Source organism: Actibacterium lipolyticum (genome assembly GCF_900184935.1).
Classification (GTDB): domain Bacteria; phylum Pseudomonadota; class Alphaproteobacteria; order Rhodobacterales; family Rhodobacteraceae; genus Actibacterium_A; species Actibacterium_A lipolyticum.
In genome coordinates this window covers 1-15,281 of sequence record NZ_FXYE01000004.1, presented here as the reverse complement: position 1 = coordinate 15,281, position 15,281 = coordinate 1, and the positions used below count along the sequence as shown (strand labels likewise).

Annotated in this window: 11 protein-coding genes; 9 read left to right on the top strand and 2 right to left on the bottom strand. The window is 57.5% G+C overall.

The features are described from left to right. Positions 1-99 precede the first annotated feature (99 nt). The 8 genes from COL8621_RS17680 (at position 100) to COL8621_RS17645 (ending at position 10,395) form a co-directional block, all read left to right on the top strand. Positions 100-1,140 (top strand): TRAP transporter substrate-binding protein, encoded by a 1,041-nt coding sequence (locus COL8621_RS17680; RefSeq protein WP_093968756.1) that lies wholly within the window; start codon positions 100-102, stop codon positions 1,138-1,140. A 147-nt stretch (positions 1,141-1,287) separates the two neighbouring features. Further along, positions 1,288-3,363, top strand: a complete 2,076-nt coding sequence (locus COL8621_RS17675; RefSeq protein ID WP_093968755.1) for a TRAP transporter large permease subunit — start codon at positions 1,288-1,290, stop codon at positions 3,361-3,363. A 13-nt stretch (positions 3,364-3,376) separates the two neighbouring features. After that, positions 3,377-3,499 (top strand): dihydroxy-acid dehydratase, encoded by a 123-nt coding sequence (locus tag COL8621_RS17670; RefSeq protein ID WP_093968754.1) that lies wholly within the window; start codon positions 3,377-3,379, stop codon positions 3,497-3,499. Positions 3,500-3,511: 12 nt separating this feature from the next. Further along, a complete protein-coding gene (gene araD, locus COL8621_RS17665) occupies positions 3,512-5,248 on the top strand; it encodes an L-arabinonate dehydratase (RefSeq protein WP_093968753.1) in 1,737 nt (578 codons plus the stop codon). Then, positions 5,248-6,366 (top strand): L-talarate/galactarate dehydratase, encoded by a 1,119-nt coding sequence (locus COL8621_RS17660; RefSeq protein WP_207652099.1) that lies wholly within the window; start codon positions 5,248-5,250, stop codon positions 6,364-6,366. The genes araD and COL8621_RS17660 overlap by 1 nt, the downstream gene beginning before the upstream one ends. Positions 6,367-6,474: 108 nt before the next feature. After that, the gene (locus tag COL8621_RS17655; protein WP_093968752.1) at positions 6,475-7,185 is read left to right on the top strand and encodes a ribonuclease activity regulator RraA; all 711 of its coding nucleotides are present in this window, start codon (positions 6,475-6,477) and stop codon (positions 7,183-7,185) included. A 71-nt stretch (positions 7,186-7,256) separates the two neighbouring features. Then, positions 7,257-8,780 carry a UxaA family hydrolase gene (locus COL8621_RS17650; protein WP_093968842.1) on the top strand — a complete coding sequence of 508 codons (1,524 nt, stop codon included), beginning with the start codon at positions 7,257-7,259 and terminating at the stop codon, positions 8,778-8,780. An 88-nt stretch (positions 8,781-8,868) separates the two neighbouring features. Then, entirely contained in the window at positions 8,869-10,395 is a 1,527-nt protein-coding gene (locus COL8621_RS17645; protein WP_093968751.1) for an aldehyde dehydrogenase (NADP(+)), read from the top strand. 36 nt (positions 10,396-10,431) lie between these two features. Here the strand turns inward: COL8621_RS17645 and COL8621_RS17640 are convergent, their stop codons facing one another. Together COL8621_RS17640 and COL8621_RS17635 are read right to left on the bottom strand one after the other, a co-directional pair. After that, positions 10,432-11,067, bottom strand: a complete 636-nt coding sequence (locus COL8621_RS17640; protein ID WP_093968750.1) for an aminotransferase class IV family protein — start codon at positions 11,065-11,067, stop codon at positions 10,432-10,434. Then, positions 11,028-12,161, bottom strand: coding sequence for an aminodeoxychorismate synthase component I (locus COL8621_RS17635; RefSeq protein ID WP_093968749.1), 1,134 nt, complete (start codon positions 12,159-12,161; stop codon positions 11,028-11,030). Before COL8621_RS17635 ends, COL8621_RS17640 begins: the two co-directional genes overlap by 40 nt. A gap of 1,175 nt (positions 12,162-13,336) precedes the next feature. Between COL8621_RS17635 and COL8621_RS17630 the strand changes: the two genes are divergently transcribed. Then, the coding region (locus tag COL8621_RS17630) for a CLIPPER-2 domain-containing protein (RefSeq protein WP_442316372.1) at positions 13,337-15,281 on the top strand (1,945 nt) is incomplete at its 3' end.

The window sequence follows — 15,281 nt, the reverse complement described above, 5'->3', positions numbered from 1 at the left end:
ATTGCCACAACTTCTCCACTAATATATTAGTTGGATATGCGCAGAATTTGCCCACGATAAAAACGGGCGGGCTTCGCTGTTTCGAAATGGGAGGATACAATGAATTTCAATAATTTAGGTGGTGCATTCAAAGCCATCTCACTTGCCGCGGCGTTGGGAATCACTGGTGGGGTGGTTAATGCTGCGGACAAAACTCTGAAAATTCAGACCAGCTCAAACGCTAGCCATTTCACGCTGGCGTTTTTGAATGAAAACTGGGTGCCCAAGCTTGAAGAGATGACCGGGGGCAGCTTGGCGATTGAGCTTTTGCCGATCGAATCCGTGGTTCCACGGCGTGAAACACCCGAGGCTATTGCCGTGGGAATTCTGGACGGCGACCTGACGTCGATCAACTATTTTGCGGGTATCGATCCAGGTTTTGCGCTGATGGGCGACTTGATCGCGGGTTATGACAGTGCCGATCAGATTCAGACCTTCTGTTCGCAGGGTGGCGGCAAGGAAATGCTGCAAAAACTGCATGACACGCACTTCCCCGGTGTTCATGTGGTGGGCTGTGGCGCATATGCGCGCGAAGCGTTCGTTTCATCGGTGCCGATCAATGGCGTGGCTGACATGGCCGGCCTGAAAATCCGTTCGCCCGAAGGTCTGGCATCGGACGTCTTCAAACGCGCAGGCGCTGCGCCGGTATCGCTTCCCGGTTCTGAAACCTATGGTGCGCTTGAAAAAGGCGTGATCGATGCGGCTGATAACTCGGCCTACGCGAATAACGATGCGAACGGCATGCACAAGATTGCCAAGTACCCGATCTTTCCTGGCATCCATTCGACCCCGATCTTGCAATTCACCGTCAGCCAGTTGGCGTGGGACGACATGACCCCAGCCGAGCGCACGATTTTGGAAGTCTGGTACGAGGCTGCCTATAACGACATGCGCCGCGCCGTCGATCTGGTGGATCGCAAGCTGGTGGCACGTGACCGCGCCGCAGGTGAGATCACGATCATCGACTGGTCTCAGGAAGAGCGCGACAAGCTGCGCGTCATCGCAGAGGCCGCGTGGGTGGATTTCGCAGCAGGCTCTGAGTTGGCGAAAGAGACCTATGAGGCGCACATCAGCTTCATGAAAGAAGCAGGTCTGTTCTGATCTAAGAAGGGCGTGCCGGGCGGGTTTGTCCGGCATGCAGGCCGCAGCCTTTAAGGCGAAGGTAGATCAGTAAAATTCGCCAAATCAGGCGCGGGTGCGCAACCTGAACGGAACGCAAATGTTTCGACGGGGCAGGGGGAAATTGCCATGTCAAAAAGTTATGAAACCGGGCTGGAAGACGCCCCGTTAGAGGTCGCTGGCGCAGAACCTATGGGGGACGACAACGACCTTTCACGGGAAAATTACACCGCAGTCGATCATGTTAGCCACACCTTGGGCATCGCCATTTCGGCGTTCTATCTGGTCGCGGCCGTGATCACCCTGTTCGAGGTTTTTTCGCGCTATGTCTTCAACGCGCCCACCTATTGGGCCTTCGAAGTTGTGATGGTGTTGTGCGCGGCCACGTGGATGCTTTCCTCGGGGTATATCACGCTTAAGAACCGGCACATCGGCATTACGGTTATTCACAACATGGTATCCGCAGCCGCCCGGTGGCGGCTTGACCTGTTTGCGATGATCGTTGGCGTTATCGCCCTGTATATGCTGCTAACCGACGCGTCGATCCGCGCTTATGACAGTATTGGGCGACTTGAAAAGGCGGGCAGCGCGTTCAATTCGCCAATGCCGCTGGTTTTGAAAACGCTGATGGTGCTGGGTGGTTTTCTGTACTTGGCGCAGCTGATGACCAACTTGCACCGCCACCTGAACGCCGCTTGGGCAAAGATGACGGTGAAATTGGTGGCCGTTTATATGGTCATCTATTTCGGCGCCGCATTGTTGGGGCACGCGTTTGATGTTTCGTTTGCCGCCGCCATCTCGGACTTTTTTACGGGTATCGGCAAAGCGATGGATCCGTCCAAAGCGCTGAATATGCGGTCCTATGACCTTGGAACGATCTCTCTCATCATGGTGGTGTTGCTGATTGCGCTGATGATGACGGGGATGCCATTGGGCGTCGTGACGCTGATCGTTTCGGTCATCATGGCGGTGACATTCTTCGGCCCGCGCGGGCTGTTTCTTGTGTCTTCCAACGCTGTTGGGTTGCTGGAAAAATACACGCTGGTGGCCATTCCGTTCTTTGTTCTTATGGCCTCCATCCTTGAACGCGCGGGGATTGCAGAAGACCTGTTCGACGCAATGTCGATCTTTGCTGGCAACCTGCGCGGCGGCGTGGCTGTGCAGACCGTGGTGGTTGCGGTGATCCTTGCCGCGATGTCTGGTGTTATGGGCGGCGAAATTGTGATGCTGGGCCTTGTGGCGCTGCCGCAGATGTTCCGACTGGGATATGACCGCAAGCTGACGATCGGCCTTATCTGTGCGTCGGGGGCTTTGGCCACGCTTATTCCGCCCTCGATCATCATGATCGTTTATGGCCTGTCGGCCGAGGTTGGCATTGGCGATCTGTTCATGGCGGGCGCGACGCCGGGGATCATGCTGGCGTTTTTCTATGCGTCCTATGTGCTGATCCGCGTGAACATAAACCCTTCGTTGGCCCCCACAGCGGCAGAGGTGGCAGAGATCACCGGGACGGATCAAAAGCTGTCCAAGGATCGCTTGATTGCCGTGCTTCTGTGTATCCTGCTGATCGCGGCCGTTATGGGCTCCATCTATGGCGGCATTGCCAGCGTGACAGAGGCCGCGGCGGTTGGCTGTATCGGGTCTTTGTTCGTGGCCGCCGTGCGCAATCAGTTCAAGTGGGAGGTCATCTCGGCCGCGCTGCTTGGGTCGATGACGACCGTTGGGACGATCATCTGGCTGGTGCTGGGTGCGGTGTCGTTCGTGGGTATCTTCAACTTGGTCGGCGGTGGCGATTTTATGCGCTCCATGTTCCTTGACCTTGGCTTGTCGGCGATGGGCACGATCCTTGTGATGATGCTGATCCTGATGGTTTTGGGCACGTTCATGGAATGGATCGCGATTGTGTTCATCACCGTGCCGGTGTTCGCACCAGTCGTTATGACCTTGGCCCCCGAACTTGGCCTGACAGAGGATCAGGCGAAGGTTTGGTTCGGCATCCTGTTTGTCATGAACATTCAGATCTATTTCCTGTCACCGCCCTTTGGCCCGGCCTGTTTCTGGCTGAAATCTGTGGCGCCTAAGGACGTGACTCTTCAGGAAATCTTTCTGTCCGTTCTTCCGTTCATCGCGCTTCAGATCATCGGTCTGATCCTTGTGATGGTGTTCCCCCACATCGCGCTATGGTTGCCCGAAGCGCTGAATTGAGAAGGTTTGACCAATGATTGGACGTGATTCACGGGAAGACATTGATGGTTACGGTATTTGGCCTTGGATCGCTGGGGTGGCCCTTGCCGGGGGGGTGATCTGGCTGATGTTTGCCTTCGCCGCCCCAATTTCCTGATCGGAGGGCACAGTGACAAAACGCAAGTCATATGACGAACTGCGCTCTGCTCGATGGATGGCTCCTGATGACCTTCGCTCTTTTGGGCACAGGTCGCGGACCATGCAGATGGGGTACAGCCACGAAGACTGGGAAGGGCGCCCGATTATCGCGGTGATCAACACCTGGTCCGAGGCGCAGCCGTGCCACATGCATTTCAAGGACCGTGCAGAATGGGTCAAACGTGGCATCCTGCAGGCCGGCGGTATGCCGATGGAGCTTCCGGCGCTGTCGCTGTCCGAGAACTACGTCAAACCGACCACGATGCTGTACCGCAACATGCTGGCGATGGAGGTGGAGGAGCTTTTGCGCAGTCACCCCATCGACGGCGCCGTCTTGATGGGCGGGTGCGATAAAACCACCCCCGGCCTGACCATGGGTGCGGTTTCGATGGGTATCCCGTTCATCTATCTGCCTGCCGGGCCGATGTTGCGCGGGAATTACGCGGGTAAGGTTCTGGGGTCGGGCACTGACGGTTTCAAATACTGGGATGAACGCCGCGCGGGCACGATTTCCAAGGAAGAATGGCAAGGCGTCGAAGGGGGCATTGCCCGGTCGTATGGCCATTGCATGACGATGGGCACGGCCAGCACCATGACCGCCATCGCCGAAGGGTTTGGCCTGTGCCTGCCCGGCGCGTCCTCGATCCCGGCGGCGGATGCGAACCACCAGCGGATGTCGGCATCATGCGGGCGGCGCATCGTCGATATGGTGTGGGAAGATTTGACCCCCGACAAAATCATCACCGAAACCGCCACACGCAATGCTGTGACTGTGGCGATGGCCACGGGCTGTTCCACCAACGCCATCATCCACCTGATCGCCATGGCACGGCGCGCTGGTATTCCGCTGGAGCTGGACGATCTGGACCGGATCGGGCGGACGACGCCGGTGATCGCGAACATCCGGCCTTCGGGCAAAGAATACCTGATGGAGGATTTCTTTTACGCCGGTGGTTTGCGCGGGTTGATGAAACAGCTTGGAGACAAGCTGGATCTGTCGGCCATGACGGTCACGGGCAAAACCCTTGGTGAAGGCTTGGAAGGGGCGCAGGTTTACAACGACGATGTAATCCGCCCGCTGTCAAACCCAGTCTATCACGAAGGCAGCCTTGCCGTGCTGAAAGGCAATCTTGCCCCTGACGGCGCGGTGATCAAACCTGCCGCATGTGACAAGAAATTCCACACCCATTCCGGGCCAGCGATTGTCGCCAATTCCTATGCTGAAATGCGGGCTATCATTGATGAACCTGACTATCCGATGACGCCTGATCATGTGCTGGTCTTGCGCAACGCGGGGCCGCAGGGTGGGCCGGGGATGCCCGAATGGGGGATGATCCCAATGCCCAAAGCCCTGTTGAAAGACGGGCACCGTGACATGGTGCGCCTGTCCGATGCGCGGATGTCTGGCACATCGTTTGGGGCATGTGTTCTGCATGTCTCTCCAGAGGCATTTACGGGTGGGCCGCTGGCCTTGATCGAAACCGGCGATATCATCGAATTGGATATTCCCAACCGCGCCCTGAATGTGCGCCTTTCTAACGAAGAATTGGATCGGCGCCGCGCCAGATGGACAGCGCCAACGCCGAAATACGAACGCGGCTATGGTTATATGTTCACCAAACACATCGAACAGGCCGACAAGGGCTGCGACTTCGATTTTCTTAAGACCGAATTTGGCGGGCCGACACCAGAGCCCGAGATCAACTGATGTCCCTCGATCTTTCATCGCGATTGATCCCTGCGCGTCCGCCCTTGGCGGGTGCACCATCGGGCAAGGCCAAATCGGATGCCATCAGCGGCATGCGGCTGTCGCGGATCGTTATCCCGCTGGCTCAACCCATTTCCGACGCCAAAGTTCTGACCGGCCGCCAGCGCCCACTGACCGAGATCGCAATCTTGATGGTCGAAATGACCAGCGAGGGCGGCCACAGCGGCGTTGGGTTCAGCTATACGTTGCGCGCCGGTGGGCCGGGCATGTTCGCCACCGCGGTGGAGCTTGCCCCCCTGCTGATCAGCGAAGACCCCAATGATATTTCCCGGCTGTGGGATAAGATGGCGTGGCAGGCGATCTCTTTGGGGCGTGGGGGGATGTCTTATCAGACGATCTGTGCATTTGACGTGGCCCTTTGGGACATGAAAGCAAAGCGGGCGGGCCTTCCACTGGCCAAGCTGTTCGGGGCGCAGCGCGACAGTGTGCGTGTCTATAATACGTCGGGGCAGTATCTGCAGGCGTCCATCGATCAGATGAAGGTTTCGGCCAGCGCGTCCGTGTCCAAAGGGATCGGCGGGATCAAGATGAAGGTGGGCCAGCCTGACGGGCAAGAGGATCTGAAACGCATCGACGCAATGCGCACGCATCTGGCCGGTGACGTCGCGCTGATGATCGACGCGAACCAGCAGTGGGACAGGCCCTATGCATTGCAGTTTGGTCGCGTGGTCGATGCGATGGGCCTTGCCTTTATCGAAGAGCCGCTGGACGCGTGGGATTTCGAAGGCCACGCCGAACTTGCGCGCAATCTGGCCACACCAATCGCAACCGGCGAAATGCTGACCAGCCCGGCCGAGCATTTTCAGCTGATCGGGGCAGGGGGCTGTGACATCACGCAGGCCGATGCGCCTCGTATCGGCGGGGTGACCCCGTTCCTGCGCGTAATGGCAATGGCCGAAGCCAACCAGATCGGTCTTGTCCCGCATATGGTGATGGAGCTGCACCTGCATCTGGCCGCTGCCTTTCCCACCGAACCCTGGGTCGAACATTTTGAATGGTTCGAGCCACTGTTTGATGAAAGGCTAGAGATTTCGGGGGGGGCGCATGCACGTTCCTGATAGGCTGGGTCTGGGCCTGACCCCGTCGTCGCAGGCACGTGATTGGACCCAAGACACATGGGAAACGGGCACCTCGGTGACGGTTTAAGACAGAAGGAAGTTAATCAGATGAGCCCTGACACGATTGAAAAGCTGCGCCATGTTTCGGTGGCGACTTTGGCGACCGCGTTGTTCAAACGCGGCTTTCGCAATCAGGTTATACAGGATGTGCGCCCTATCGCTCAGAAGGGGCGCAATATGGTTGGCCCGGCTTTTACCCTGCGCTACATGCCAGCCCGCGAAGACCGCAACACGCTGGCCGAATTTCGCAACCCCAATCATCCGCAGCGCCAAGCGATTGAACAATGCCCCAAGGGTGCCGTCCTTGTCATGGATAGCCGCAAGGACGCCCGCGCGGCCAGTTCCGGTGACATCCTGATTACCCGGTTGATGGTGCGCGGGGGCGAAGGTGTCGTGACAGATGGGGGCTTTCGCGACTCTGTCACCATCGGAGAGTTGGACATTCCGGCGTATCACGCGCGCCCGTCCAGCCCTACGAACCTAACGCTCCATGAAGCAATTGAAATCAATGGGCCGATTGGCTGTGGTGATGTTGCGGTGTTTCCCGGTGATATCATGGTGGGGGATGATGACAGCGTGATCGTCATTCCCGCGCATATCGCGGACGAGGTCGCCACTGAAGCAACCGAAATGACCGCCTATGAGGATTTCGTCGTAGAGCGGGTAAAGGCCGGGGAAACGATCATCGGCCTTTATCCCGCAACCAATGAAAAGCACCTTGAGGCCTTCGCAAAGTGGCGCAAGGCCAATGGGCGGTAACATCTGATCTGACCCCGGCGCGCAAACGTCTTTCTTTGCTATACAAAGGGGCTGCCTTGGGCAGCGTGGCTATGGAAAAATCACCTACTATTCGTCTGGACGAAGCCGACAACGTTGTTGTTGCACGTGTCGAAATAGCTGCGGGAACGGCGCTTTCGGCAGAAGGGGTCACAACCCATCACGATGTTCCGATCGGCCACAAAATTTGCACGCGCCCCATTCGCAAGGGCGACCCGGTTTTGAAATACAACACCATCATCGGGTTTGCGGGCGAAGACATTGAACCGGGCGACTGGATGCACAGCCACAACGTGTTGGTGGACAACATCCAAAAAGACTATCGCCATGGCAAAGACTACGTTCCAACCGAACTGCTGCCCGAAGACCAGCGCGCCACGTTCATGGGATTCAAGCGGGCAGATGGGCGTGTCGGCACGCGGAACATGATTGGCCTGTTCATCACGGTAAACTGCGCCGCGACGGTGGCGCGTAAAATCAGCCAGTATTTTGATGAAGAACGGCTGGCCGATTATCCGAACGTCGACGGCGTGGTTGCCTTTGTGCACCAACAAGGCTGCGGGATGGAGATGACGGGCGAACCGATGGACCTGTTGCGCCGCACCTTGGGGGGCTACATCCGCCATCCCAACACTGCCGGGGCCGTCGTTTGTTCGCTTGGCTGCGAACGAAACAACCTTGGCGTCTTCTTCGAAGAACAAAGCATCGAAACCGGTAAGATGTTGCGTAGCATCACGATGCAACATGTCGGTGGCACCGCCGCCGCCATCGAAGAGGGCAAGCGCGTCATCCGCGAAATGTTGGAAGAGGCCAATAAAATCACGCGCGAACCATGCAGCGCGGAACATATCACCATCGGGCTGCAATGTGGCGGGTCCGACGGGTTTTCCGGGCTGTCAGCCAACCCTGCCTTGGGCAAGGCCGTGGATATTCTGGTGCGCCACGGCGGCACCGCTGTTCTGTCTGAAACGCCGGAACTTTACGGGGTGGAACATACCCTGACCGCGCGCGCCAAAACCCCTGAGATTGGGCAGAAGTTCGTTGATCGCATCAACTGGTGGTTGGAATATAACAAAGGCCGCGACACGCAGATTAACGGCCGCGTCAGCCCGGGCAATAACGCAGGCGGCTTGGCCAACATCATCGAAAAATCCCTGGGCGGGTCAAAGAAGGGCGGTTCGACCGGGATCAACGCTGTTTACGAATACGCGCACCCGATTACCGAAAAGGGTTTGGTCATCATGGATACACCCGGCTATGACCCCGTGTCTGCGACGGGGCAGATTGCTGGTGGCGCGAACCTTGTCTGCTTTACCACGGGGCGGGGCAGTTGCTTTGGCTCTTACCCTGCGCCAACGATCAAGCTGGCCACCAACAGCCCGATGTTCGCGCGAATGGGTGGCGATATGGATGTGAACTGCGGCCAGGTTATCGACGGCGACAAAACGCTGGATGAAATGGGCGAAGAGATTTTCCAGAAAGCCTTGGCCATCGCCAGCGGCGAAAAATCCAAATCTGAACAGCTGGGCGTGGGCGAAGAAGAATTCGCGCCTTGGCAAATCGGCGTCTTGGCATGATCCGGGCCGCTGAACGAACCCCTTACCGCTTAGCAATGCGGCGGCTGCGTTAATCCAATGTCCGCGCTGACTTTTCAGGAGCTTACCGATGCTTGATGACACCCCCTTCACCCCTCATGGGAAACACTTAATAGCTGGCGAATGGATCGCCGGGGCCGCCACGTTCACCTCTGATCCGGCGCATGGCCCGGCGCATGACTTTAGCGTTGGAACGCCCGATCTGGTGGATCAGGCCGTGCGTGCAGCCGAAGATGCGTTTTGGTCTTACGGCTATTCCACCCGCGCCGAACGCGCCGCGTTTCTGAACGCCATCGCGGACGAGATTGAGGCCCGCGCCGATGCCATTACACAGATCGGCATGCAGGAAACCGGTTTGCCCGAGGGGCGGCTTCAAGGTGAACGCGGTCGGACCACCGGCCAGTTGCGCCTGTTCGCACAACACATCCTGCAGGGTGATTACCTTGACCGCCGTCATGATGCGGCGCTGCCGGATCGTGCCCCGCTTCCGCGCCCCGATATGAGGATGATCCAACGCCCGATTGGCCCCGTTGCGGTGTTCGGTGCGTCGAACTTCCCTCTCGCGTTTTCCACGGCGGGCGGGGATACAGCCGCCGCCCTTGCTGCGGGGTGCCCGGTTGTCGTCAAAGGCCATTCCGCCCATCCCGGAACCGGCGAAATCGTGGCCGAGGCAATACATGCAGCGATTGCGAAATGCGGTATGCATCCCGGTGTGTTCAGCCTGATCCAAGGCGGTAAGCGCGATGTCGGCACCGCATTGGTGACACACCCGTTGATCAAGGCAGTTGGCTTTACCGGTTCGCTTGCCGGGGGGCGTGCTTTGTTTGATCTTTGCGCCGCGCGGCCCGAACCCATCCCGTTCTTTGGCGAACTTGGCAGCGTGAACCCAATGTTCATCCTTCCCGGTGCGGCGTCCGCCCGCGGGGCAGAGATTGGCAAAGGTTGGGCCGGGTCGTTGACCATGGGCGCGGGGCAATTCTGTACGAACCCTGGTATCGCCATCGTGATCGAAGGCCCCGAGGCCGAGGCTTTTGCCGAAGCTGCCCGCGCCGCCCTTTCAGAAGTGGGCCCTCAGGTCATGCTGACGGATGGGATCGCGGCGGCTTATCGTCAAGGGCGCGACCGCGTGGCGGCTGACACCAGTGTTCAGCAGGTGTTGACCACCACGTGTGATCTGCGCAACGCGACGCCCTATCTGTTCTGCACCACCGGCGCGGAATGGTTGGCGAACGAAGAATTGGGCGAAGAAGTCTTTGGCCCGCTTGGTTTGATCGTTACGGTCAACGATGTCGCTGAAATGGCCGTGATCGCGAAATCCTTGCAGGGTCAGTTGACTTGTACCTTGCATATGGACGGAGCCGACACGGCTGATGCGAAGACGCTGATGCCGATCCTAGAACGTAAAGCAGGGCGTGTGTTGGCCAACGGTTTTCCGACCGGGGTCGAAGTAAGCGACACAATGGTTCACGGCGGCCCTTACCCGGCATCGACCAACTTTGGCGCGACATCTGTGGGTACGATGGCGATCCGCAGGTTCTTGCGGCCGGTTTGCTATCAGAACATCCCCGATGAATTGCTGGATGCCGATTTAGCGTAAACAGGACTTGCGGCGGCTTGGGAAACTGGGTCGCCGTTATCCCAAGGCCGCAGGCATCAGCCCGCGCAGTGAATTGCCGACGTAAAGCGTGGCGCGCTGCAAATCCTCGGGCCGAAGGATGCCTTCGACAGCTTTGCCGTGATCCAGCAACTCTTCGCGCAGAACACCGGGCAGCAAGCCACTGCTTTGCGGCGGTGTGATCAGCTGACCGTCAATTTCCGCGAAGATGTTGGTTATCGTGCCCTCGCATACCTCGTTGCGTTCGTTCAGGAACAGCAGCTCGTCCACATGGTCGGGCAGGGCGGCGCGGGCGGCATCGTAGTGTTGGCGTTGCGTGGTTTTCACCCGAAGCCACGGGTCATCCGAGGCCAAGCGCGTTTCGGCCCAGTGAAGCTTCCACACATGGGTCTGCACGGTGAACGCCGCGTGGGTCACGCTGACACCACCATCGGCACCCACCAAGATGCGCACGCGCTGTGGGGCGTCATCGCGGATCTGATGCAACGCCGTGTGAACATCTTCCAGATTCAGCGGCACGCGCAGTTTTTCACAGGTCCGTGCCAGTCGCGCCATGTGCCGATCCAGCCGCTGAAACACGCCCGCGCCATCGCGCAGCAGCGTTTCGATCACGCCTAAATCTGCGGGGTGGTTTTCAGGTAGCGCGTCTTCCATAGGGCCTCTTGGAATTCTTCGGTGCCGGTACTGTCGTAGACGATGCCGCCCCCTGCGTTTACCTGCAAGTCGCCGTTGGCCTGCATAAGCAGTGTGCGGATCGCCACGTTGAACCGCATCTGCCCACTTGGCGCGACCCAACCGATCGCGCCGCAATAGGCATCGCGGGGGGTATCTTCTAGCTCGCGGATAATTTCCATCGCGCGCAGCTTTGGCGCGCCAGTGATCGACCCGCAGGGAAAGATCGCCTTTAGGATATCGACCAAGCCGACATTGGGCAAAAGCTGAGCCTGCACCTTTGAAACCATCTGATGCACGGTTGTGTAAGTCTCTATCTGAAACAGATCCGGCACCTTGACCGATCCAACCTGACTGATCCGCGACAGATCGTTGCGCAGCAGATCTACGATCATCAGGTTTTCAGCTTGGTTCTTTTCCGAACGCGCCAGCCATTCGCGTGCTTCTACATCCTCGGCTTCGGATTTGCCGCGGGCGGCGGTGCCTTTCATAGGCCGTGTTTCGATCAGCCGATCTGTGTTCACCTGAAAGAACAACTCTGGCGAACGGGACAGAAGGATGGGACCGCCCAGATCGACATATGCGCCATAGGCGACCGGCTGTGCCTGTTGCAACGCCGCATACAGCGCCGGGGCAGTGGCCGTGGACCGTAGCGTTAGCGGGAAGGTCAGGTTCACCTGATACGCATCGCCAGCACACAGGTAATCATGCACGGCTTGGAATTTTTCCAGATAGTCCGCCTGACCCAACGCAGGGGTCAGGCCTGAAAGCGGCATGTCGTCGTGCGGGTTGGGAATAGGGGCGGCGGGGTAACAGCCATCATAGACCCCCATCAGGATCAGCGGCGTCTTGCGCCCGTCTGGTATCAGATGAGTCAATCGCGGCTCTAGGCAGTATCCCAACTCATAGCTGAAATACCCGGCCAACCACTTGCCAGCCTTTGTCGCAGCGTTCAGGCGTTCGAACGCCTGATGGACCTGTTCAGGACTGTCGGCGCGGATGACATCAACCGGATCGCTAAACGCGGTTGCGCCGTTCAGTGGGCCGTGATCGAATGAAACAAGACCTTCGGTCACGCGCGCACCACAGCGGCATAGCAGTTGGGGTTAGGGACGTGGGTTGTCATGTTGTCCGTGTATCCATCCGTAGGATCCGATTAAAGCGCTCTTTAAGCAGATAAGCACAAGTGGACAAATCCAAGATGGCGCGTGCCACATTCTGGGGGGCTGTTGGGCAGATCGCGGATCTGGCGCTGAATTTACGACCCGTTTCGTAAACTTTGGCGTTGGATTTACGCAAGTTTTACGAAGCTGCTTTGCGGCACACAACCTATGGGTTTATGCCCTGCGAAGTTGCCGAAGGATGCTGCCGGAAACGTTGAAAGCATCAGCTGCGACAAAGATACACGTTCGTTCTGGCTGTCGCGACTGCGCCCGCCGGGCTGATTTGATTCGTTTTGGATCATTTGAGGGCGTCAGATGTTCAATAAAACATAGATTTTTTTGAACAATCGGTCCAGTTTTGGGGTTTTTCGAAAAACGTCGAAGTTCGTTGGCATATCGGGAGCTATACGAAAGGATATCTCGCCTGTGCTAAAAGGGCGCGGAATTTGGCGCACAACCTAAGGTAGTTTTTGCATATGAGGTAATGAAGCCGACAATTGTCCCTTTTTTTTTAAGGAGTTCGCCTTCGCACAGGGGGAATCCGACTAAATCTGTCGATAATTTTGCGAAAAATCTGCCACATTCTTGCCTTATTTCGCCTCGGAATGGCCCCTTGTGGTGAGCCCATGCGCTGCTTTACGCCTAGTTCATCACCCGAGCATTCACTCACGGCTTGGGCAAATTCAACGATCAAGGATGGCTTTGTTAGCCATTTGACCCGGCCTTCTGGACGTTCTCAAGACGTGGGTAACAGAGGTGTCCGGTGTCACCAAATTTAAGCGTGCTTGCTTGCTTACGCAGGCATGGTTGTAACGAGTTTGAAGGGAACGACGATTGTTTGCAGAAGTATCAAACAGCGCCGGAATGCGGGCCAAGTTGGTTCAACCGCGTGATGATCTCAAAGAATCTTCCGTACAGCTAAAAGCCGGCCTGCCGGCCAATTCGCGTTTGGTTGTCCTTCGTGACCTTCCCCAGAACGTCCACCTCCGATCAGAAAGTTGGCGACTTCGATTGTGCGAACTACCGCTGATCGAACACCTCTTTTCACTGTCAAATAACGATAAAACCGAATGTTGCGAGGCCCCGTCATGAACCAGTTCAGTCAGACGAACATGTTTCTCCTCTCCCGTGCTTTTCTAGTGCGGACGGGCCTTGCAACCCTGTTGGCGGTTGTCGGGGTGCTGTCGCTTTTGACGGTGATTTTCTCGTCGCCAGCAAATGCGCAGACAGCGCAAACGATTTTTGAGAATGACTTCAACTCAATCCCGACTTTGGACACGCCACTTGTCAATGACGGCTCCGAAGGTTTCACAACGGACTTGTTCCATCGCGACAGTGATGACGACATCTATTGGGATACCGCATCGCCATCGGGTTCAGAGTATGTTGTGGCTTCGGATGCGCTGCAGCCATCTGTCGGTTGGGGCGTCGTAACCAATGGTACTGACCCAAACCCTCTGCCGTTAGGACAAACAGAGCCTGACGGGAATTTCTTGGTGATTAACTCGTTCACGACTGTGAATGACGTAAACCAAAGGTCCGGCGGTATTGCTGTTGATGACAATGACGGCGATGGGATTACTGGTGAACTTCTAAGTTCAGACAACATTGTTCTTAAGTACGATGGAACATACCAGTTTGGTGTGTTCCTTTCCGACGCTACAAACGTCGGGAACAATGACAACTTTTACAACTTCGACATCCGGGATTCCGTCTCTGGTGCGTTGATTGCTTCTGGCTCCAACGGTCTGCTTCCCGCGGATGATATCTGGCATCTTGTTCAGTTTTCATTCGCGGTTGATGGCACGACATTTGCACCGGGAAATACAGGTCGCCAAGTTGACCTGATCCTGCGCCAGAATACCAACCTGGACAACGGTGCCGATATCGTCGTGGACAACTTCACGCTGGTCTTCATTGAAGATCCGAAGCTGGATCTGAACATGACGGTCGCATCGGTATCGACCGCGAATGGCGACAGCACGACATTGACGGATTTGGGTGACACGATCACCTACAACTACACGATCCAAAACACCGGTAACGTGACAATCGAGGATGTGGCTGTCGACAACCCATTGCCGGTTATCAACGGCGTTACGGGTACAGGCACGTTCAGCAGCTTTACTGTCACCTCCGGCCCAGACGCTGACCTTGACGGGCGCGCTGACTCTTTGGCGCCTGGGCAAACTGCGACCTACACGGCTACGTATACGCTCTCGCAAACCGATATCGACAACACTGCCACGGCGGGCGCAGGCGCTTTGACAGCGATTGATAACACCGCAAGCCCAACTGGCGTGTCTGTCGATGCTTTCAACACTCCAACCGGCGTGGCTCCGGCGACAACTTCTGATACGACCGAAACCGGCTTCACCATTGCTCCCTCGATCGAGATGGAACTGGTGGATGACACCTCGGCCTTGTCGACCCCGGTCGTTCCGAATGATGTTGTGTCCTACACCTATACGGTCGAGAACACCGGTAACGTGACGCTTGCGCTGGATACGATTGCGCCGATCACGCCGACGCTGACCGATGCGGATGGCACTTCGCTGACGCTGACGACGGCCCCTGCCTTTGAGGGCCCGGCCAGCAGCCTTGGGTCTGCCGAAGGCACGCTTCTGCCAGGCGAAGTTGCAACCTATACCGCGACTTACACGCTGACGCAGTCTGACATCGATGCCGGTGGTCTCAGCCAGACCGCGACAGTTGACGGCACCGATCCGAACGCGACCGTTGTCACGGCCACGTCTGACGATCCAGCGGATCTGACGGGCGCGGCTGATGCGACTGTAACGCCGCTTGCGCCAGCACCTGCTGTGTCGATGGAACTGGTGGATGACACCTCGGCCTTGTCGACCCCGGTCGCTGAGGGTGATGTTGTGACCTATACCTATACGGTCACCAACGACGGGAACGTGACGCTTGCGCTGGATACGATTGCGCCGATCACACCGACGCTGACCGATGCGGATGGCACGGCGCTGACGCTGACGACGGCCCCTGCCTTTGAGGGCCCGGCCAGCAGCC

Bases quoted from the DNA above. Each gene is read 5' to 3' on its own strand.
- COL8621_RS17655 (WP_093968752.1), top strand. From the start codon at position 6,475: ATGAGCCCTGACACGATTGAAAAGCTGCGCCATGTTTCGGTGGCGACT.
- COL8621_RS17670 (WP_093968754.1), top strand. From the start codon at position 3,377: ATGATTGGACGTGATTCACGGGAAGACATTGATGGTTACGGTATTTGG.
- COL8621_RS17650 (WP_093968842.1), top strand. From the start codon at position 7,257: ATGGAAAAATCACCTACTATTCGTCTGGACGAAGCCGACAACGTTGTT.
- COL8621_RS17640 (WP_093968750.1), bottom strand. From the start codon at position 11,067: ATGGAAGACGCGCTACCTGAAAACCACCCCGCAGATTTAGGCGTGATC.
- COL8621_RS17680 (WP_093968756.1), top strand. From the start codon at position 100: ATGAATTTCAATAATTTAGGTGGTGCATTCAAAGCCATCTCACTTGCC.
- COL8621_RS17675 (WP_093968755.1), top strand. From the start codon at position 1,288: ATGTCAAAAAGTTATGAAACCGGGCTGGAAGACGCCCCGTTAGAGGTC.
- COL8621_RS17660 (WP_207652099.1), top strand. From the start codon at position 5,248: ATGTCCCTCGATCTTTCATCGCGATTGATCCCTGCGCGTCCGCCCTTG.
- COL8621_RS17645 (WP_093968751.1), top strand. From the start codon at position 8,869: ATGCTTGATGACACCCCCTTCACCCCTCATGGGAAACACTTAATAGCT.